This window comes from Pseudomonas sp. AC242 (assembly GCF_979258655.1).
In genome coordinates, this window is record NZ_OZ409873.1 from 3057169 (window position 1) to 3077487 (window position 20319).

Below are 20319 nucleotides of genomic sequence, written 5' to 3' on the forward strand. Positions count from 1 at the left end.
ATCACACTCCTTTGCCGGCGTATTGCGGCATAGTGATGCACGCGACGTTGCCGCCGCCGAGAAGGATTTCCCGGGAGTTCTCGATGCCGACAATCTTGTGCTGCGGGAACAGTTCGGCCAGCGTCGCCATGGCAACCTTGTCGTTACGATCACCAAACAGCGGCACAACGATCGAGCTGTTGCCGGCGTAGTAGTTGATGTACGACGCGCAGATTTTCGTGCCGGCCTGACGAGTGTGGGTGCTGTCCTGCTGATCGAGGCCGTCGGCTTCTTCGGCGGTCCACTCGAGCACGTCCGGTTGCGGCAGCTTGTGCACGATCAACTCGCGGCCACGGCTGTCGCGGGTGCTGCGCAGGATGTCGTAGGCTTCTTGATAGATTTCCCACTGCGGATCGTCGCGGTTGTCGGTCCATTGCAACACCACTTCACCGGGACGCACAAAGCAGGCGAGGTCATCGACATGGCCATCGGTTTCGTCGAACTTGCAGCCGCGTGGCAGCCAGATGACTTGCTCGGCACCGAGGTAATCAGTCAGGCGTCGGGTGACTTCGTCCTTGCCCAGATGCTGGTTGCGATTGCGGTTGAGCAGGCATTGTTCGGTGGTGAGGATGCTGCCCTGACCGTCGCTCTGGATGCCGCCCAGCTCGGCAATCAGCGGCGCGCGGTAGCGGTCGAAGCGCTCGATTTCGAGGATCTTGCTGGCGATCTGGTCGTCCTTGTCCCACGGGTAATACAGGCCGCCGTCAAGACCGCCATAGGCGTTGAATTCGAAGTCGACGCCGCGCACTTCACCGCTCTGATCGTTGACCACAAAGCATGGGCCGCTGTCGCGAAACCAGGTGTCGTTGCAGGTCATCTCGACCACGCGCACTTGCGGCGGCAACTGCCGACGCGCCGTGGCGAACTGCGCGGCCGATGCGCAGACGGTGACCGGTTCGCTGTGGGAAATGGCGGTGACGATCTGCACCCAGACTTTCTGCGCCGGTTTCGCGCCGTTGCGCCAGACGTCGGTGCGCTCCGGCCAGCCGAGCCAGCAGCCGGACTTGGCTTCGAATTCGCCGGGCAGACGGAAGCCGTCCTGTTTGGGGGTGGAGTCGAGCAAACGTGCCATGGTCAAACCTCGTCTTCGCGATGGGAATGACCACAGGCTAAGGGCGCACACAGTACGCCCGCCAACGATGATTATTGCGGAACAGTTGAATTCAACTCATCAATCGGCCAGTTGATCGTTGAACCATTCGAGCATCTGCGCCACCGCCGGGCGCTCCAGCCGCAGCCGCTCGCAGACCAACGCGTATTGGCCAAGGGCAGTCATGCTGGATGCGAAGGGCCGCACAAGGCGACCACTCTGTAAATCCTCCTGCGCGGTGAGGTTATCGCCCATGGCCACGCCCTGCCCTTGCGCCGCCGCTTCCAACGCCAAACCAGCGTGGGCGAAATACAACTGACGCTGCGGACGTAGATCACCGGCGTGGCTGGTCAGCCACGCGGTCCAGGTCTTGCCGTCCTGATCGTCGTGCAGCAGGCAGTGACGGGCCAGATCCTTCGGGGTTTTCAAGCTGCCCTGGTTGAACAGGCCGGGGCTGCACACCGGGAAGAACTGCAAGGCTGGCAGCGGCCGCACGAAGTAGGCGCTGCTGTCCACCGGGCCGGTGCCATAGGTGATCGCCAGGTCGATGTCTTCGCCGGGCGCCGTGGCGTCGATCGGTTGTTCGTAGAGGTGCAAGGTGATGTGCGGATAACGCGCGTAGAAATCAGTGAGGCGACTCATCAGCCACTTTTGCGCGAGTTCGGCAGTGACGGCCAGTCTGAGCACCGCCAGCGACGACGGATCGCGCAATTCATCGCAGGCATCGCCGATCAGTTCGAAGGCTTGTTGCAGGCTTTGCATCAGCCGCCCGGCGGCGATGGTCGGGCGGATTTGTCGGCCTTCGCGGATGAACAGTGAGACGCCGAGTTGTTCTTCGAGCTGGCGGATCTGATGGCTGACGGCGCTGTCGGTGACGCACAGTTCGGCGGCTGCACGGCCGAAATGCGCGTGGCGGGCGGCGCATTCGAAGGTGCGCAGGGCGGCCAGGGAGGGGAGTCGTCGCATAGGGTGGGTCCGTTTTTTTGGTCATGCTGACTGGCTCGTCGATATGAGTCCAGCCCGTTACCCTCACCCCAGCCCTCTCCCGGAGGGAGAGGGAGCCGATCGGGGGATATTGACGATGTACGCCGACCTGAACGTGCTTGGGTGAATCCATAATCGACCGGATTTCCCAGGTCGATGGATGACGCAAGACAACTCGGTCAGTCCCCTCTCCCTCTGGGCGGTCCGACGTTTCGGGAGGGTTAGGGTGAGGGGCTTTTGCCTGTATCGCACTGTATACCCGGAAGCCGCAGACACACCCAACGCACAATTCCCCATCCTGCCGACACATCACCGATACACCCCAAAGCTGAAATGACCCGGTCGATTTCACTCAATTCACCGGAGACGCCTCATGACCACCACCCTTTCAACTGCGGTCAAATCCCTGCACCTGAACCTCGACCGCGCCGGTACCTGGCTCGCCCCACTGACCCTGCGCCTGTTCATCGCCTGGGAGTTCTTCGAGTCCGGACTGGAGAAATTCAACGGGCAGAACTGGTTCGAAGACATCCAGGACAAATTCCCCTTCCCGTTCGATCACCTGCCGGCAACGCTCAACTGGGAATTGTCGATGTGGGCTGAACTGATCTGCGCACTGGCGATTCTGGTGGGCTTCGGCACGCGGATCTCGGCGATCTCGCTGATCGTGGTCACCGTCGTCGCCACCGCCGCCGTGCACTGGCCGGCTGACTGGTCGTCACTGAGCGAGTTGGCGCAGGGTTATGCGATCACTAACAAAGGTTTCGGCAACTTCAAGCTGCCGGCGATTTACCTGGCGGCGCTGCTGCCGCTGGTGTTCGCTGGCGCTGGCAAGTTGAGTGTCGATGCGTGGTTGGCGCGGGTGTTCTGGAACCGGAGCACCCGCTGAGGCTCAATGCGCCCGATCAAGGCCCGCGAGCAAGGCGCTGTCACGGCTGTAGATGTCCGGTGAGTAACGCACGCGGCCGCTGCTGTCGACCTGTGCCGTCCAGTAAGTCATCAGGATCGGCACCGGCGCTGACAGGCGAAATTCGTGGGTGGTGCCGGTGGCCAGCAGGGTTTCGGTACGGGCCTTTTCTGCGGGTGTGAGCAACAAGTCGCGCAATTGCATCGGATGCTCGACCCGCACGCAGCCGGAGCTGAAGGCGCGCGGGCCTTTTTCGAACAGCGCCTTGCTCGGCGTGTCGTGCAGATACACCGAGAACGGGTTGGGGAAGCGGATGACCATTTGCCCCAACGGATTACGCGGCCCGGCATCCTGACGCAGCATGATGTTGCCGGGGTTGTCCCAGTCGATGTCCGCTGCCGCCAGCGGCTGACCGTTGGCGTCGAGCACTTGCAGGTTCTGGCGGCTGAGGAAGGTCTGGTCCTTGCGGATTTCCGGCAGTTTGTCTTCTTTCCAGATGGTCGGCGGCACGGTCCAGGTCGGGTTCAGGGTCAGGCGTGTCACCCGGGATTTGAGCAACGGCGTCTGGCGCTCGGCGCGGCCAACCTGAGTGCGCGTTTGCCACACCGCCACGCCGCCCTGATACAGCGTCAGTTCAGCGGCGGCGACGTTGACCAGCAAGCCATTGGGCTCCAGGTCCTGGGCCATCCAGCGGAAACGCTCGAGGTTGACCCGCAGTTGTTCGCGGCGGGTCAGCGGACTGATGTTGAGTTCAGCAATTGTTCCCGGCCCGACCACACCGTCAGCCTGCAAGGAATGGTTGGCCTGAAAACTCTTCACGGCGTCGACCAGCACGCCGTCATACGCATTGCCGGGCGTGCCAATGATCTGGGTCAGATAGCCCTCGCTGTACAGACGCTGGGCCAGTTCCGGTACGCGTTTGTCTTCCATGGCCGGGCGCAGCAGCGGCCCGTTGCCCACCGCTTGCCATTGCGGCAAGACTTTGAGCCGTTGCGCCGCATAGAGCTGACGCAGGTCCTGATATTGCGCCAGACGCGGACGGGCAAGGTCGAACGCAGCGGGAATGTCGTGCAGGCCGGGAACGGCGATGGCCAATAATTCCGCCTGACGGTCGCGCGGAGTGGCGTCGGCATGCCACAGCGGTTCGAAGTGCGATTGCAGCAGGAGACCGTAGTGCAAATCCTGCAGGGCCTGGAGATAGTTGCGACTGATGTCGATGTCGGCACACAACTCGCCATCCTGAGGCGCAGTGGTGGCGATCGGATAGTTTTTTGGATTGAGGCCATCATCGGCCAACAGCTGTAATTGCGCATGCAACACCGGCAATCGTGCGGATTCGTTGGCCCACACCGGCATCCAGTCCTGCTGCTGGTAGAACGCTTGCAGTTGCGTCAGCGCCGGGCCGTTGAGGCGCGTGGCAATCGCCGGACACGACTGCGCCAGACTGATCAACACCGCCTGCAACGGACTTTGCGGCTCGACCGGCATTTCCGCCGGTGGTGTTGGCAATGTCTCCAGCGGTGGCAGCGGCTCATCGGCACAAGCGACAAACGGCGCAGCGAGCAAACAAATGCTCAAGTAGCATGCGTACTTTTTGAACAACTGCTTTACTCCAATCCATGGCCGTCTAGATGATGGCCAACCTTACATCAGGTGCGCTGAACAGTCAGGCTCGATCTGCGGGCTTGCGGGTATTGACTGGGAGTCAGGAGCCAAAGTGCCAAATATGTAGCAAGTGAGGACACTTTATAAAATGTTGACGTTTTTGCGCCGACTTCTGCTGACTGCCACCGCTATCGTCGTGACCAGTCCAGTTTTTGCCGCCGGCAAACCATCGCCGGTTCTCTTCACCAGCCTCGCGCACGCCGCGCCAGAACTCAATCCCCAAGCGCTGAAAGGTGCTTTGAACGCCATGCAATGCGCGGTCAACAACGGTGCGAAGCCGTCCCGCCATCTGGCGATCATCGACTATTCGCAACCGTCCACCGAACGCCGCCTGTGGATCTTCGACCTGAGCAAAAAGAAATTGGTGCTGCGCGATCTGGTCGCCCACGGCTCCAACTCCGGGGAAAATTTCGCCACGCAGTTTTCCAATGTCGAAGGCAGTTACCAGTCCAGCCTCGGCCTGTTCCGCACCCAGGAAAGTTACAGCGGCACCCACGGTTATTCGCTGCGCATGGACGGTCTGGAGCCGGGTTTCAATGACATGGCCCGCGATCGTGCGATCGTCATTCACGCCGCCAGCTATGTGAATCCGTTGTGGAGCAAGAAACAGGGGCGCATCGGCCGCAGCCAGGGCTGCCCGGCGGTACGACCACAGATTGCCAAGCAGGTGATCGACCGCTTGAAGAACGGCCAGTTCATGTTTTCGTGGTACCCGGATCAGCGCTGGTTGAAGTCTTCGCCTTATCTGAACTGCCAGCCGCAGCAGGTGGCGAGCATCCTCAATACCCACGCGAGCTGACCGACCACCACAAATCCCCTGTAGGAGCTGCCGAAGGCTGCGATCTTTTGACTTTGACTTTTAGAAGCAAGATCAAAAAATCGCAGCCTTCGGCAGCTCCTACAGGGAGATTCGCAGTCACTTTCATTACAACTTTGTCATTCAGCTGTCGGTTTGCCGTGCGGATCGCTCGGTAGCCTGAAGTTGTCCCGGCGCCAATGCCGATCAACCTTGACCACTGAGTGACTGATCATGAAAAGCCTCCTGCTCGCCTTCACCGCCCTCCTCGCCACCGGCAGCGCGTTCGCCGCGAACATGCCCGACACCGCCGTGATTCATGACAAATCCGGCTTCTACGTCAACCTGGATGTCGACAAAGTCCTGTCCAGCACTGATATTTCACAAGCGTGTGGCGTGGTCCCGGCGCAATTGAATTATCTCGACCATCAGGGCCGCGAACATGTGCTGGACTATCAGGTACAAGGCAGCGGCTGCATCAATGACCATTGAGACTGATCGATGAATATTCTGGTTGTCGAAGACGAACCCAAGGCCGGCAATTACCTGCTCAACGGATTACAGGAACTGGGTTACAGCGTCAGCCTCGCCCGCGACGGTGCCGACGGGCTGCACCTGGCGCTGGAACACAGTTTCGATGTGATCGTGCTCGATGTGATGATGCCGAAAATGGATGGCTGGGAAGTCCTGCGCCGGTTGCGCAAGGAGGCTGACACGCCGGTGCTGTTCCTCACTGCTCGCGATGACATCGCTGACCGCGTCAAAGGCCTGGAACTGGGCGCTGATGATTACCTGATCAAGCCGTTTTCCTTTGCCGAACTGGTGGCGCGCCTGCGCACCCTGACCCGGCGCGGGCCGATCCATGAAGACGAACAACTGCAAGTCGCCGACCTGCAGATCGACGTACTCAAGCGCCGCGTGAGCCGTGCCGGTGTACGCATCACCCTAACCAACAAAGAGTTTGCGTTGCTGCAGTTGTTCGCCACGCATACCGGACAAGTGCTGGCGCGTTCGCTGATTGCCTCACGGGTTTGGGACATGAATTTCGACAGCGACACCAATGTGGTCGATGTCGCCGTTCGCCGCTTGCGGGCGAAGATCGATGATCCGTTCCAGCTCAAGCTGATCCACAGCGTGCGCGGCATCGGTTATCGCTTCGATACGCAGCCATGAGCAGCCCTCGGCCGTATTCGTTGACCTTGCGCCTGGCGCTGGTGTTCGCCCTGCTTGCGTTCGCCTCGCTGGCTGGCCTCGGCGCTGCGCTGTACAACGAACTGGAGCAGCAGTTGATCCGCCGTGATGACACAGCGCTGGTCAGCCGCGTCGATCAGTTGCGCACCTTTCTCAACGACAGCAACACTCTGGAGCTGATCAAGAACAAACCGGCGCTGTTCCAGAACATGCTCGGCAACCACGAAGCACTGCTGACCATCGGCACGCCGGGGCAACCGCCGCTGCTGGTGGTCAACCCGGGCAACCTGAATACACCGACGTTGCCAGCGGTGCCCATCGATCATGCGATGACACTCAAAGACGTACAGCATCTGCCGAGTGTCGACGGCGTGCCGTTTTCGGCGGTGGCGGCGAGTATCGATTCCGGCGAACTGGGCAATCTGCAAGTCACCACCGGGCGCCTGATGAGCGAGCGCACGGCGATGCTCGCCAATTACCGTTTGAGTGTTTATGGACTCGCCTCGCTGGCGGCGCTGTTACTGGCGGTGGTCGGTTGTTTGCTGGTGTATCGCGGTTTGCTGCCGTTGCGGCAACTGGCGAAGCACGCACATGGCATTGGTGTCGGCAACCTCGGCGAACGCCTCGCCAGCAGCGGTGCGCCGCGAGAATTGCAGCCGATGATCGAGGCGTTCAATGCCATGCTCGACCGCCTCGCCACGGGTTTTGCGCAATTGAGTCAGGTGTCCACCGACATGGCCCATGAACTGCGCACGCCGATCAACAACCTGCTCGGCGAAACCCAGGTCGCGCTGCAGCAGAATCGCAGTATCGAGGCTTATCAGCAGTTGCTCGCCTCCAACGTCGAAGAGCTCGAACGGCTGACGCGGATGCTCGACAACATGCTGTTTCTGGCGCGCACCGATCCGGCCAGTGCCCTGAGCCAGCGCCAGGAGCTGGATGCGGCGGATGAGATGCAACGCATTGCCGATTACTTTGAAGGATTGGCGGCAGATGTCGGGATGAGTATCGAGGCCCGTGGCAGCGGTGTGATCTGGGCCGAGCCGATGCTGCTACGCCGCGCACTGGCCAATCTGTGCGCCAATGCGATCAAGTACGGAGAGGCGGATTCGACGGTGCAGGTGGAGGCAATTGCCGAGTTGGATGGCAGTTATCTGCGGGTGCGCAATCAGGGCACAACCATTGCGTCTGAACATTTAGCCCGGCTGTTCGAGCGTTTTTACCGCGTCGATCAGTCACGCGAGCGCTCGGCGCAATCCAATGGTCTGGGCCTGTCGATTGTCGCGACCATCATGCAGTTGCATCAGGGCCGCTATAGCGTCAGCAGTGTCGATGGCATCACCTGCTTCGAATTGTTCTTCCCCGCCCGGCAATCACCTTCATCGACTTTTCCGCCGTCATCGCTGGCAAGCCAGCTCCCACAATGATTGGCGCTGAATCCAGATTTCCGGCCAACCCAAAACCCTGTGGGAGCTGGCTTGCCAGCGATGAGGTCAGCTTGATCAACATCAACTTTCCCTGACCCCGCAGCTACCGCGAGCAGGTCGAATCGGCGCGCTGTCGCTCCCACAGCTTGATCTCGGCTCGGCTGATGATCAGGGCTGTCAGCATCAGTGCTGAGGCGACGCCGAAAGTGATGTGCAATCCACTGGCAATCGCCGTTGCCGGCGCTTGCGTCGGATCCCCCGCCGCCAGCGCAAACACCGCACCCATTACTGCCGCCCCGGTAATCAACCCAAGATTGCGCGCCAGCCCGAGCATCGCCGAAACCACGCCGCGCTGCTCCTGACGTACTCCGGCCATCAACCCGGTGTTGTTCGCCGCCTGAAACAGCGCATAGCCAACGGCGACCACTGCAATCGGCAGCAAATAGGCGGGCAACCCCAGACTCATCGGCAACAGCGCCAGCAAGCCACAACCGCAGGCCATGCCAAGCAACGCGCCCGGCACGATCCGGCGCGCGCCGAAACGATCCACCAGACGCCCGGCCGGCACACCGCCAAACGCAGACAACAGCGGTCCGATCGATAACGCCACGCCGACCATTGTGCTGCTGAGACCCAAACCCCGGTGCAGGTAAAACGGACCGACCACCAGCGTGGTCATCATCACCGTGGTCACCAGCAACGTCAGCGTCAGACTGCTGCTCAATCGCGCGTCGCAAAACAGCGACAAACGAATCAGCGGCGACTTGGCCTTCATCTCGACCACGATGAACAATCCTGCGCCGCCCAGGCTGGCCAGCAGCAAGGGCACGGTGAAACCTTCAAGGGTCATTGCCAGCGCATAGGCCGCCAGCGTCAACACCAGCACCACGCTGCCAGAATAATCGAACGCGACTCGCGGCCCTGTTGCCCGATCCGCCGGCAAATAGCGGTACACCAGCCACGCATTGAGCAAGCCCAGCGGTACGTTGAGCAAAAATATCGCCTGCCAGCCGATATGCGTCATCAACAGCCCGCCCAGCGACGGCCCAAGACTGGTGCCCGTCGCCGACATTGTTGCCAGCAACCCCATCGCGCTGCCCGCCCGCGATTTGGGCACCGCATCGGCCACCAACGCCACGGTCAAGGCGAACATGATCGCCGCGCCGACGCCTTGCACCGCTCGCGCACCGATCAGCCAGCCCAGTCCCGGTGCCAGCGCGCAGGCCAACGAAGCGCTGGTGAAAATGCCGATCCCGATCAACAGCAATCGACGTCGACCAAAGCCATCGCCCAGCCGCCCGACACTGACGATCAGCGTGGTGATCGCCAGCAGGTAAGCCAGCACGATCCATTGCACCTGTTGAAACGTCGCCTCGAACGCCGTCGCTAGAATCGGCAACCCTGCGTTGGCAATACTGGTGTCCAGCGACGGCATCAACATCGACAGGGCCAGACTGGTCAGCGCCCATCGGGCCGAAGTGCTCAGGGGTTCTTGGGACATGGCAGGCTCACAGTGCAAAGGTGACCGGCCATAGCCTGAGCCTCGACAACACACGGCGCAAGACGCATGCTTTGCACTCAATACCTGCATGGAACGCCATGTCATGAGCGCCCCGGATCTGAACCTGCTGATTACCCTCGACGTGTTACTGCGTGAAGGCAGCGTCGCCCGCGCCGCCCAATGCTTGCGGTTGAGCCCGTCGGCCATGAGCCGCGCCCTTGCCCGTCTGCGCGAAACCACCGGAGATCCGTTGCTGGTGCGAGCGGGTCGTGGCTTGGTGCCAACCCCCCGCGCATTGGAATTACGCGAACGAGTCAGCCATCTGGTGCAAGACGCCGAGGCGGTTTTACGACCTGCCGAAGTGCTCGACCCCGGCCGCTTGCAACGCACCTTCACCCTGCGCAACACCGACGGTTTTGTTGAAACCTTTGCCGCCGCCCTGCTCGCGCGGATCGCCGAAGAAGCACCCGGCGTGCGCCTGCGTTTTGTGCAAAAAGCCGACAAGGACAGCACGCCGTTGCGCGAAGGTCGCGTCGATCTGGAAACCGGCGTAGTCGATGACAGCACCGACCCGACGTTGCACAGCCGCATCCTGTTTCAAGATCAGTGGATCGGTGTGGTGCGTGAGGGGCATCCGTTGAGCGCGGGAAAAATAACCAGCAAGCGCTTTGCCGGTGGCCAGCACATTCTTATCTCCCGACGTGGGCGCAGCAGCGGCCCGGTCGACGAAGCACTGCTCGCGTTCGGACTGACGCGGGACATCGTCACCTCGTTCGGTGGCTTCTCGGCAGCGCTGACGCTGGTGCGGGAATCAGACCTGATTGCCACCGTTCCACAACGTCATACGAGCAAACTGCGCACGGGCCTGCACAGTTTCGCCCTGCCCTTCGCGATGCCGGACATCAGTGTGTCGATGCTCTGGCATCCGCGCATGGACGCTGACCCAGCGCATCGCTGGCTGCGCGATTGTGTGCGGCAAGTCTGCGCTTAACGCGCGTCGCCGCCGGCAGGTTTGTAGAAGAGAAACTTTTTCGTTTCGGCGGTCTTGCGATATTCCTTGGCCCAGCTCGGATGCACATTGCGGTCGTGGAAATACAGCGCGCCGTTGGTGCGATCCTTGAGCTGGCGGTTCAGCGCTTTGCGGGCGATGTCCTTGGCCAGTGTGTATTCGGCATCTTCCTTGACCTGATCCGGACGCCCGTCGCACCACCAGGAAAACTGGCAGCTCTTGGTTTCCGAGCCTTGTTTGACGACAGCGCATACCGTATCGGGGAAACCTTCGTGGCCGAGGCGATTCATCACCACACTGGCCACGGCCTCCATTTCCGGCGTGTCTTTGCCTTTGGCTTCCCAATAGATACTGCGCGCCAGGCAAGTGATCGGATCATCCAGCGGCGCGGCGCCGACCGGGTCCACTGCCTGCACTTCGGTGGGGGTAATGGCTTCGGCTTTCGGTGCCGGTGCGGCGCTGACTTTGTCCGCCGCTTTCTCTTCCAGTACTTGGGCTTTTTCTTCAGCCTTCGCTTTGATCGGGGCCTGATCGGTGGCCCATGCAGAGCCTGCCAACAGGGTGAATACGAGACAACCCGCCCATCCTTTCAATCCCATGTCTGTTCTTCCGGCAGCGCCCGAGTCGGGCAAGGTGTTACGTCGGGGAGACACCCGTATCCCGGGGTCTTCGGTGAGTGTAGACGGCAAATCCATCGGCAAAGTTGCGCAGAAAAACCGCTGAATGAAGAAAAAAGACATTGCACTCCCCGGGGGCCTTTCGCGCATCATGGGCGCATTCAGCTCCAGGGAGATTTCCATGCGCTTCATGCCATCCGTTTTGCGTCTTGCCGTTTTGTCCGTGGGCGTTATGTTTGCCATTCCGGCCATGGCTGGCGATGAATCGCAACTGATCGAGTCGATCAACAGCTACCGCAGCCAGCCGCAGCGTTGCGGCAGTCAGGCGTCGAACGAACTGCCACCGCTGTCAGCTGATCCACGACTGAGATTACGCGCTACCGGTGCCGTCGATCTGCAGCAAGCCATGGCCAGCGCCAGTTACCCGATGGTCAATGTGCAAGCGATCACGCTCAACGGCCCGCGTGATGCGGCGTCGGCGATGAAGGCAATTCAGGAGAGTTTCTGTCAGGTGGTGCTCGATCCGCAGTTCGTCGATGTCGGTGTCAGCCGCGATGACCGTGACTGGCGCATCGTGCTGGCGCGGCCGCTGCTGTCGGCCAAGCTCGGTGACGCGCAAAGTGAGGGACAGAAGTTGCTCAGTGAACTCAATGTCGCCCGTAGTCAGGCGCGTCAGTGTGGTGGTCAGGCGTTCGCCGCTGCCGCACCGCTGGCGTGGAACGCGACGCTGGGCACGATCGCCCAGGATCACAGCCGCGACATGGCCAACAACAATTACTTCGACCACAAGGACCGCGACGGCCGTACTCCCGGCGATCGCGCCGAACTCGCCGGCTACAGCGGCCAACAGGTCGGCGAAAACATCGCCGCCGGACAAGACACCGTGCACAAAGTCGTCGAAGGCTGGCTCGCCAGTCCCGGCCACTGCGCCAACCTGATGAACCCGCAATACCAGGAACTCGGCGCCGCCTACGCGACCGACCCGAAAAGCAGTGCCGGTATCTACTGGACCGCGATGTTCGGCGCCCAGTAACTCAAATCTCAAACACACCGCCCCCACAGGGGCTTGAGTTGATCAGTAGATCTTCGGCCGAACCGAGGTCCAATGTGGGAGCGAGCCTGCTCGCGAAGAGGCCCTTACATTCAACATCAACATTGTCTGACCTGACGCCTTCGCGAGCAGGCTCGCTCCCACAATGATCGGTGTAATGCTCATCATCCCTGAACAACACAAAACCCTGTGGGAGCTGGCTTGCCAGCGATGAGGCCCGCCCCTTCAACATTGATGTCGACTGACCCACCGCTATCGCTGGCAAGCCAGCTCCCACAGGGTCAGCAGTCGCTCGGAAGATTGAGGCAATAAAAAACCGCAGCCTGGCTGCGGTTTTTCAGGCTCAGTGGGTCCTCATCCCCGCTGCATACATCGCCAGTTTCAGCACACTGGCGACCACCGCCAGCGACACCACGCTGCCCAGCCAGATCAACAACAGCCAGCCCAGACGCTTGTACCAGCGGCTGTTCTTCACTTCGCGCGAATCAATGGTAGCCATCGCCAATCCTCACTTTGCCGCGGAATACGTAGTAGCTCCAGAAGGTATACATCAGGATCACCGGCAGAATGAACAGTGCGCCAATCAGTGCAAACAATTGGCTCGACGGCGGTGACGCGGCGGCCCAGATGCTCACCGACGGTGGGATGATGTTCGGCCAGATACTCAGCGCCAGGCCGATGTAACCGAGCAACATCAGCACCAGCGTAAACACGAATGGCCAGTGCGTATGGCGCTGACGCAACGTACGCAGCAGCCCGAACAGCGCCAGCAACGCCAACACCACCAATCCGGCAAACACCTGCAGATGCCCGTGTGTCGACCAACGTGTTGCCAGCTCCGGATGCAGTTGCAGGGTCCACACGCCGATCACCAGCACCATCGCCATCAACAGCAAGGCCAGCGGCCGGGTGAACAGACGCATCCGCGACTCCAGCATGCCTTCGGTCTTGACCAGCAACCACGTACTGCCGAGCAACGCATACGCGATCACCAGCCCCACGCCACACACCAGCGGAAACGGTGCCAACCAGTCCAGACCGCCGCCGGCAAACTGCCGATCGACTACCGGAATCCCGGACACGTACGCGCCAATCACCACACCCTGGGAGAACGTCGCCAACAGCGAGCCACCGATAAACGCCTTGTCCCACCAATGACGTTTTTGCGGCGAAGACTTGAAGCGAAACTCAAACGCCACGCCACGGAAAATCAGCCCGCAGAGCATCAGGATCAGCGGCAGATACAACGCCTCGAGAATCACCCCGTACGCCAGCGGAAACGCGCCATACAACGCCGCGCCACCGAGCACCAGCCACGTCTCGTTACCGTCCCACACCGGCGCGACGGTGTTCATCATCACATCGCGTTCCTGCTCATCCGGGATCAGCGGAAACAGGATCCCCAGGCCCAGATCGAAGCCGTCCATGATCACGTACATCATCACCCCGAAGGCGATGATCACTCCCCAGATCAACGAGAGATCGATACCTTGAATACCCATGACTCAATGCTCCTTCATAGGGGCGGTAGCCGCCGAAATCGGTCGACGCGGCGCCTGCAACTCATCGCCCGCAGGCGGATGTTCGTGGTGCGGCTGCGGGCCTTTTTTCACCAGTTTCATCATGTAGCCGATGCCCACGCTGAACACGGTGAAATAGATCACCACGAACAGCGCCAGCGACGTGCTCATCTGCGCCACCGAGTGATGCGATGCCGCGTCGTGAGTGCGCAACAAGCCATAAACCACCCACGGCTGACGCCCGACTTCCGTAGTAATCCAACCGGCCAGCAGCGCAATCAGCCCGCTCGGCCCCATCAACAACACCAGTCGCTGGAAGCCGCGATGCTGATAAAGCTTGCCGCCCCGGCGCAGCGCCAACCCCAGCAAACCAACGAGGATCATCAACATCCCCAACCCGGCCATGACGCGGAAGCTCCAGAAAATCACGGTCGAATTCGGCCGGTCTTCTTTCGGAAAGCTCTTCAGCGCCGGGATCTGCTTATCGAGGCTGTGGGTGAGGATCAGGCTGCCGAGATAGGGAATCTCCAGCGCATACTTGGTCTTCTCCGCCTGCATATCAGGGATGCCGAACAGCACCAGCGGCGTCGGGCCGTTGTCGGCGTTTTCCCAGTGACCTTCGATGGCGGCGATTTTTGCCGGTTGATGTTCCAGCGTGTTCAAGCCATGGGCGTCACCGACCACTGCCTGGATCGGCGCAACGATCAACGCCATCCACAACGCCATGGAAAACATCTTGCGCACCGGCGCCGTGTTATTGCCGCGCAGCAAATGCCAGGCAGCCGAGGCACCGACGAAGAACGACGTGGCGACAAACGCGGCAATCGCCATGTGCGCCAGCCGGAACGGGAACGACGGGTTGAACACGATCGCCAGCCAGTCCAGCGGCATCACCCGACCGTCGACGATTTCAAAGCCTTGCGGCGTCTGCATCCAGCTGTTGGACGCAAGAATCCAGAACGTCGAAATCAACGTACCGATGGCGACCATTACCGTGGCAAAGAAGTGCAAGCCACGGCCGACACGGTTCCAGCCGAACAGCATCACCCCGAGGAAACCGGCCTCAAGGAAGAACGCAGTCAGCACTTCATAGGTCAAAAGCGGCCCGGTGATGCTCCCGGCAAAATCCGAGAAGCCGCTCCAGTTGGTGCCGAACTGGTACGCCATGACCAGTCCCGAAACCACGCCCATGCCAAAATTGACCGCGAAAATCTTCGACCAGAAATGGTAGAGATCACGGTAGGTGTCATTGCGGGTTCTCAGCCACAGGCCTTCGAGTACCGCGAGGAAACTCGCCAGGCCAATGGTGATCGCCGGGAAAATAATGTGGAACGAAACCGTGAACGCGAATTGAATTCGCGCCAGGTCCAGTGCCTCCAGATTGAACATGATGATGTCCTCATCCAGGCTGAAAAGCGGCAGCACGAACCCGGGCCACCGCCAGACGCGAACGCCTGCAGCCAGTCAAATTGCTATGGTTTTTATGAGTCGCGGGTTACGCCAGCGACGACGGGATCAGGTTGCTGACCTTCGCGGCTTCAAGGCGGATCGCGACGAATTTGGAGGTCGGCGTATACGTGCGGTCGCCGTAGCTTTCCAGCGGTACCAGCGGGTTAGTCTCCGGGTAATACGCCGCTGCCTGCCCTGGCGGAATGTCGTAGGCAATCAGGGTGAAACCGCTGACCCGACGCTCGCGCTCGTCATCCCACAGCGCCACCAGATCAACCTTCTGCCCCGGTTCAAAGCCCAGGCGCTGGATGTCCTGCTCGTTGGCGAAGATCACATCGCGCATGCCGTAAACACCGCGATAACGGTCATCGAGGCCATACAGCGTGGTGTTGTACTGATCGTGGGAACGCATGGTTTGCAGAATCAGATGCGGCTTGACCGGCAGGTTGCGCACGCCCTCGCTGATCAAGTGCTCGGGCAGCACGCACGGGGTGAACTGCGCCTTGCCGCTGGCGGTGTTCCAGACCCGATCCGAGGCGTCGTTGCCGAGGTGGAAACCACCCGGAATCAGCAGTTTTTCATTGAAGTTCTCGAAGCCCGGAATCACGTCGGCAATCAGGTTGCGGATGCGCCCGTAGTCGCCTACCACCCACTCCCAATCAATCGGATGTTTGCCCAGTGTTGCGGCGGCGATCCCGGCAATGATCGCCGGCTCGGATTTCAAGTGCGCCGACTTCGGTTTCAACTGACCGAACGACAAATGCACCATGCTGAAGGTGTCTTCAACGGTCACGCCTTGCGGGCCTTCAGCCTGGATGTCGATGTCGGTGCGCCCGAGGCACGGCAGGATCAGCGCGTCGCGACCGGTGACCAAGTGGCTGCGGTTGAGCTTGGTCGCAATATGCACGGTCAGGTCGAGTTTGCGCATCGCCGCGTGGGTACGCGGGGTGTCCGGCGTGGCTTGGGCGAAGTTGCCGCCCAGACCGATAAACACCTTGGCTTCGCCACGTTCCATGGCGCCGATCGCCATCACCGTGTTGTGGCCGTGCATGCGCGGCACGTCGAAGTTGAAGCGTTTTTCCAACGCGTCCAGCAAGTCCTTCGGCGCCAGTTCGTTGATGCCCATGGTGCGGTCGCCCTGCACGTTACTGTGGCCGCGAACCGGCGACAGCCCCGCGCCCGGACGGCCGACGTTGCCGCGCAGCAGTTGCAGGTTGATGACTTCCTGCAGGGTTGCCACGGAATGCACGTGTTGGGTCAGGCCCATGGCCCAGCACATGATCACGCTTTTGGCGCGGCCATACATGCGCGCGGCCAGTTCGATGTCATGCAACGGCACGCCGGACTGCTCGAGAATGTGCTCCCAACTTGTCGCCTCGACTTCAGCCAGATAGCTGTCGAGCCCTGTGGTGTGCTCGGCAATGAACGCATGATCGAACACCGGCTCGCCGCCAGTCGCCTGAGCTTCGCGTTCCCACTGCAACAGGAATTTGACCATGCCGCGAATCATCGCCATGTCGCCACCAAGGGCTGGGCGGAAGTACGCGGTGTTGGTCGCTTCCCAGCCGTTGCTGAGCATTTCGATCGGGTTCTGCGGGTTCTGGAAACGCTCGAGGCCACGCTCTTTCAGCGGGTTGATACAGACCACTTGCGCGCCGCGCTTCACCGCTTCACGCAGCGGTTCGAGCATGCGCGGGTGGTTGGTGCCGGGGTTCTGGCCGATAACGAAAATCGCATCGGCGTGATGCAGGTCCTCGTAGACCACGGTGCCTTTGCCGACACCGAGGGTCTCGATCATGCTCACCGCACTGGCTTCGTGGCACATGTTCGAGCAGTCGGGGAAGTTGTTGGTGCCGAAGGCGCGGACGAACAATTGATAGAGAAACGCCGCTTCATTGCTCGCACGGCCGGAGGTGTAGAACTCGGCCTCGTGCGGCGATTTGAGGTTTTTCAGATGATCAGCGATCAGCGCAAAAGCATCTTCCCAGCTGATTTCCACGTAGCGGTCGACCCGCGCGTCGTAGCGCATCGGGTGGGTCAGACGACCCTGATATTCCAGCCAGTAGTCGCTCTGCTCGGCCAGGCTCGACACCGTGTACTTGTTGAAGAACGCCGGGTCGACCAAACGCCCGGTCGCTTCCCAGTTCACCGCTTTCGCGCCGTTTTCGCAGAACTTCAACATGCTCGCGCCGGGCGCTTCACCCCAGGCACAACCCGGGCAGTCGAAGCCGCCGTTCTGGTTGGTCTTGAGCATGGCGCGGATGTTTTTCAGGGCGTTTTCACTGCCCAGCCAGCTCTTGGTGAGGCTGATGACAGCGCCCCATCCGGCAGCGGCGCCTTTGTAGGGTTTGTAACGGTCGACTTGTGACATGGGACTCTCCATGACGATGCACACAGGCATGAACCTGATTCGGTTAAACAGCTACGGCCGACTTTCAAGGTTGAAAAGGGGTCGTTGGGTTTGCCGGGGCAAGGATATGAACCGTTACAAAACATTGTCTAATCGCTATTAATGACCGACTTATCGAAAGCATCTATCACGGATTAAAACCCTTTATTTACGGGGCTTTGCGAAACTAACGAAGCAACTTTCGGCGAAAAATATTTCATCATCGACGGCATCAATCAGCTGTTCATTAACAGTGATTGGACGGCACTCAAAGTTGCCCATAACCTGCGCTGACCAAACTCCTTCAACCGGGGTTTTCATTCCTGCGAGGCTGTCATGTCAGAGCGTGTCTTGATCGATGGTTACAACCGCCGCGTCGACTATCTGCGCATGTCGGTAACCGACCGCTGCGACTTCCGCTGCGTCTATTGCATGGCCGAAGACATGCAGTTTCTGCCCCGCCAACAAGTGCTGACGCTGGAGGAAATCTATCAACTGGCGCAGAGCTTTGTGGCGCTGGGGACGCGCAAGATTCGCCTGACCGGTGGCGAGCCGTTGATCCGCCCGGGCGTGGTCAAGCTCTGCGAGCAGATCGCCGCCCTGCCCGGCCTGCGCGAACTGTGCATGACCACCAACGGCTCGCAACTGGGCAAACTCGCGGCGCCGCTGTTCGACGCCGGGGTCAAACGCCTGAACATCAGCCTCGACAGTCTTGATCCGCAGCGCTTCAAACAGATGACCCGCACCGGCGATCTGGCGCAGGTGATCAACGGCATCGATGCTGCGCGCAAGGCCGGTTTCACCCGCACTAAACTCAATGTCGTGGTGATGCAGGGCCGTAATGATCAAGAGATCAACGATCTGGTCAGCTTCGCCATTGACCGTCAGCTCGACGTCTCTTTCATCGAAGAGATGCCGCTGGGGATCATCAGTGAACACAGTCGCGCCGAGTCGTTTTTCTCCAGCGCCCAGGTGCGGGAAAAGATTGCCGAACGCTATACCCTGATCGACTCGGCCGAGTCGACGCAAGGCCCGTCGCGCTACTGGCGGCTGGCCGAAGCGCCGGAAATTCGCCTGGGCTTTATCTCGCCGCACAGCCACAACTTTTGTGGCACCTGCAACCGCGTACGCCTCACCGTTGAAGGGCGCCTGCTACTGTGTCTGGGTAACGAGCATTCGGTGGATCTGAAAGCGCTGCTGCGCGCCCACCCGGGGCAACCGCAGCGGCTGGAAAAAGCCATCGTCGAGGCGATGAAGCTCAAGCCGTATCGACATAATTTCGAAGTGAACGACGATGTTCAGGTTGTGCGCTTCATGAACATGACCGGCGGCTGATCCCGCCAGTTTCATCGGTTATCGGAACCGCAAAGCATGATCATCAGACCCAAGGTCAACCAGTTCGCCATTCTCTTCACCCTCAAGGGTTCGATCGCCAAACGCATCGCCCTGCGCACGCTGATGGTCACCCTCCTTGCCTCGGCCATTGTGTTGGTGGAAATCCTCCATCCGAGCAACTTCACCAAGGTCAATGCCACGCCGTTTACCTTGCTCGGTTTGTCGCTGTCGATCTTCATGAATTTTCGCAACAACGCCTGTTATGACCGCTGGTATGAGGCGCGTAAAGCCTGGGGCGAAGTGATCGTGCACATTCGCTCGGTGATTCGCGAAACCCATGTGATTCGTGAATCGGCTGAGCGTAAACCGTTGCTGCTCAATCTTTGTGGTTTTGCCCATGCGTTGAACGCGCGCTTGCGTAAAGAAAGCGAAGCGGATGCGAGCAGCCAATGGATCATGCCGAAACCTGATCCACAGACGCCCGATTACAGTGGGCGCATTCTGCAAACGGTCGGCCAGCAGTGTTCCGATCTGCATCAGAACGGTGAATTGACTGAGTGGCGCTATATGCTGCTGGCCAATCACCTGACCAGCCTGACCCAGGCGCAAGCCGTGTGCGAGAGGATCAAGACCACGCCGCTGCCGTTTCCTTACACGCTGTTGCTGCACCGGACGATTTATCTGTTCTGCATCCTGCTGCCGTTTGCCATGGCGGAACCACTGGGCTGGCTGACACCGTTGTTCACGGCGATTGTCAGCTACACGTTCTTTGGCCTCGATGCGATTGCCGATGAACTGGAAGACCCGTTTGGCCGCGACGAAAACGACCTGCCGACTGATGCGCTGGTACGCACCATCGAACGCGACATCCTCGCCGAACTGGGCGCCGAAGTGCCGCCGGCGCTGAAGCCAGTGGACTATGTGCTGAGCTGATCCGTAGCTCTCCAGACACCTCAAAACCCTGTGGGAGCTGGCTTGCCAGCGATGAGGCCGTGTCAGCCAACGTCAATGCCAACTGACCTGCCGCCATCGCTGGCAAGCCAGCTCCCACACGTTCTGTGTACATCCTCAACATCAAGCATCACCACAAATCATTGTGGGAGCTGGCTTGCCAACGATGAGGCCGTATCAGCCAACGTCAATGTGACTGACATGCCGCCATCGCTGGCAAGCCAGCTCCCACACGTTCTGTGTACATCCTCAACATCAAGCATCACCACAAATCATTGTGGGAGCTGGCTTGCCAGCGATGAGGCCGTATCAGCCAACGTCAATGCCAACTGACCTGCCGCCGTCGCTGGCAAGCCAGCTCCCACAGGTTCTGTGTACATCCTCAACATCAAGCATCA

Annotated in this window: 18 protein-coding genes; 9 read left to right on the top strand and 9 right to left on the bottom strand. The window is 60.3% G+C overall.

What is annotated here, in order from left to right; translation table 11 throughout:
* Position 1: 1 nt before the first annotated feature.
* Both aguA and ACZZ0A_RS13615 read right to left on the bottom strand, forming a co-directional pair.
* The gene (gene aguA / locus ACZZ0A_RS13610; protein WP_463543302.1) at positions 2-1111 is read right to left on the bottom strand and encodes an agmatine deiminase; all 1110 of its coding nucleotides are present in this window, start codon (positions 1109-1111) and stop codon (positions 2-4) included.
* Between the two features lie 99 nt (positions 1112-1210).
* On the bottom strand, positions 1211-2095 hold the full coding sequence (locus ACZZ0A_RS13615; protein ID WP_007915644.1) for a LysR substrate-binding domain-containing protein: 885 nt from the start codon (positions 2093-2095) through the stop codon (positions 1211-1213).
* 391 nt (positions 2096-2486) lie between these two features.
* On the opposite strand from ACZZ0A_RS13615, the gene ACZZ0A_RS13620 reads away from it, so the two are divergent.
* Positions 2487-3002, top strand: a complete 516-nt coding sequence (locus ACZZ0A_RS13620) for an HvfX family Cu-binding RiPP maturation protein (RefSeq protein ID WP_273915513.1) — start codon at positions 2487-2489, stop codon at positions 3000-3002.
* 3 nt (positions 3003-3005) lie between these two features.
* On the opposite strand, the gene ACZZ0A_RS13625 is transcribed toward ACZZ0A_RS13620, so the two are convergent.
* On the bottom strand, positions 3006-4622 hold the full coding sequence (locus tag ACZZ0A_RS13625) for a L,D-transpeptidase family protein (RefSeq protein WP_007918398.1): 1617 nt from the start codon (positions 4620-4622) through the stop codon (positions 3006-3008).
* A 151-nt stretch (positions 4623-4773) separates the two neighbouring features.
* Between ACZZ0A_RS13625 and ACZZ0A_RS13630 the strand changes: the two genes are divergently transcribed.
* The 4 genes from ACZZ0A_RS13630 to ACZZ0A_RS13645 all read left to right on the top strand — a co-directional run bounded on the left by ACZZ0A_RS13630 (position 4774) and on the right by ACZZ0A_RS13645 (position 8099).
* Positions 4774-5484 (top strand): murein L,D-transpeptidase catalytic domain family protein, encoded by a 711-nt coding sequence (locus tag ACZZ0A_RS13630; protein WP_007918401.1) that lies wholly within the window; start codon positions 4774-4776, stop codon positions 5482-5484.
* A gap of 231 nt (positions 5485-5715) precedes the next feature.
* Positions 5716-5973 (top strand): DUF2790 domain-containing protein, encoded by a 258-nt coding sequence (locus tag ACZZ0A_RS13635; protein WP_038366121.1) that lies wholly within the window; start codon positions 5716-5718, stop codon positions 5971-5973.
* Between the two features lie 9 nt (positions 5974-5982).
* Positions 5983-6654: a heavy metal response regulator transcription factor gene (locus ACZZ0A_RS13640; RefSeq protein ID WP_007918415.1), complete on the top strand. Its 672-nt coding sequence runs from the start codon at positions 5983-5985 to the stop codon at positions 6652-6654.
* The gene (locus ACZZ0A_RS13645) at positions 6651-8099 is read left to right on the top strand and encodes a heavy metal sensor histidine kinase (RefSeq protein WP_463543303.1); all 1449 of its coding nucleotides are present in this window, start codon (positions 6651-6653) and stop codon (positions 8097-8099) included. The genes ACZZ0A_RS13640 and ACZZ0A_RS13645 overlap by 4 nt, the downstream gene beginning before the upstream one ends.
* A 103-nt stretch (positions 8100-8202) precedes the next feature.
* Here ACZZ0A_RS13645 and ACZZ0A_RS13650 read toward each other — a convergent pair whose 3' ends face one another.
* Positions 8203-9600, bottom strand: a complete 1398-nt coding sequence (locus ACZZ0A_RS13650; RefSeq protein WP_463543304.1) for an MFS transporter — start codon at positions 9598-9600, stop codon at positions 8203-8205.
* A gap of 103 nt (positions 9601-9703) precedes the next feature.
* Between ACZZ0A_RS13650 and ACZZ0A_RS13655 the strand changes: the two genes are divergently transcribed.
* Positions 9704-10591, top strand: a complete 888-nt coding sequence (locus ACZZ0A_RS13655; protein WP_095113573.1) for a LysR family transcriptional regulator — start codon at positions 9704-9706, stop codon at positions 10589-10591.
* Here ACZZ0A_RS13655 and ACZZ0A_RS13660 read toward each other — a convergent pair.
* Entirely contained in the window at positions 10588-11208 is a 621-nt protein-coding gene (locus ACZZ0A_RS13660) for a cell wall hydrolase (protein ID WP_123376714.1), read from the bottom strand. The two genes, ACZZ0A_RS13655 and ACZZ0A_RS13660, sit on opposite strands and share 4 nt — an antisense overlap.
* A 199-nt stretch (positions 11209-11407) precedes the next feature.
* Here ACZZ0A_RS13660 and ACZZ0A_RS13665 point away from each other — a divergent pair, with 199 nt between their 5' ends.
* Positions 11408-12259: a CAP domain-containing protein gene (locus ACZZ0A_RS13665; RefSeq protein ID WP_463543305.1), complete on the top strand. Its 852-nt coding sequence runs from the start codon at positions 11408-11410 to the stop codon at positions 12257-12259.
* Between the two features lie 361 nt (positions 12260-12620).
* On the opposite strand, the gene ACZZ0A_RS13670 is transcribed toward ACZZ0A_RS13665, so the two are convergent.
* From ACZZ0A_RS13670 to ACZZ0A_RS13685, 4 genes are all read right to left on the bottom strand, one after another.
* Positions 12621-12776 (bottom strand): DUF2474 family protein, encoded by a 156-nt coding sequence (locus ACZZ0A_RS13670; RefSeq protein WP_007918422.1) that lies wholly within the window; start codon positions 12774-12776, stop codon positions 12621-12623.
* Positions 12763-13779: a cytochrome d ubiquinol oxidase subunit II gene (cydB, locus tag ACZZ0A_RS13675; protein WP_007918423.1), complete on the bottom strand. Its 1017-nt coding sequence runs from the start codon at positions 13777-13779 to the stop codon at positions 12763-12765. Before cydB ends, ACZZ0A_RS13670 begins: the two co-directional genes overlap by 14 nt.
* Positions 13780-13782: 3 nt before the next feature.
* The gene (locus ACZZ0A_RS13680; RefSeq protein WP_463544095.1) at positions 13783-15186 is read right to left on the bottom strand and encodes a cytochrome ubiquinol oxidase subunit I; all 1404 of its coding nucleotides are present in this window, start codon (positions 15184-15186) and stop codon (positions 13783-13785) included.
* Between the two features lie 106 nt (positions 15187-15292).
* Positions 15293-17617, bottom strand: coding sequence for an FdhF/YdeP family oxidoreductase (locus ACZZ0A_RS13685; RefSeq protein WP_463543307.1), 2325 nt, complete (start codon positions 17615-17617; stop codon positions 15293-15295).
* Between the two features lie 354 nt (positions 17618-17971).
* Between ACZZ0A_RS13685 and moaA the strand changes: the two genes are divergently transcribed.
* Entirely contained in the window at positions 17972-18970 is a 999-nt protein-coding gene (moaA, locus tag ACZZ0A_RS13690; RefSeq protein WP_007918429.1) for a GTP 3',8-cyclase MoaA, read from the top strand.
* Between the two features lie 36 nt (positions 18971-19006).
* On the top strand, positions 19007-19903 hold the full coding sequence (locus ACZZ0A_RS13695; RefSeq protein WP_095113578.1) for a bestrophin family protein: 897 nt from the start codon (positions 19007-19009) through the stop codon (positions 19901-19903).
* The last annotated feature ends 416 nt before the right edge of the window (positions 19904-20319 follow it).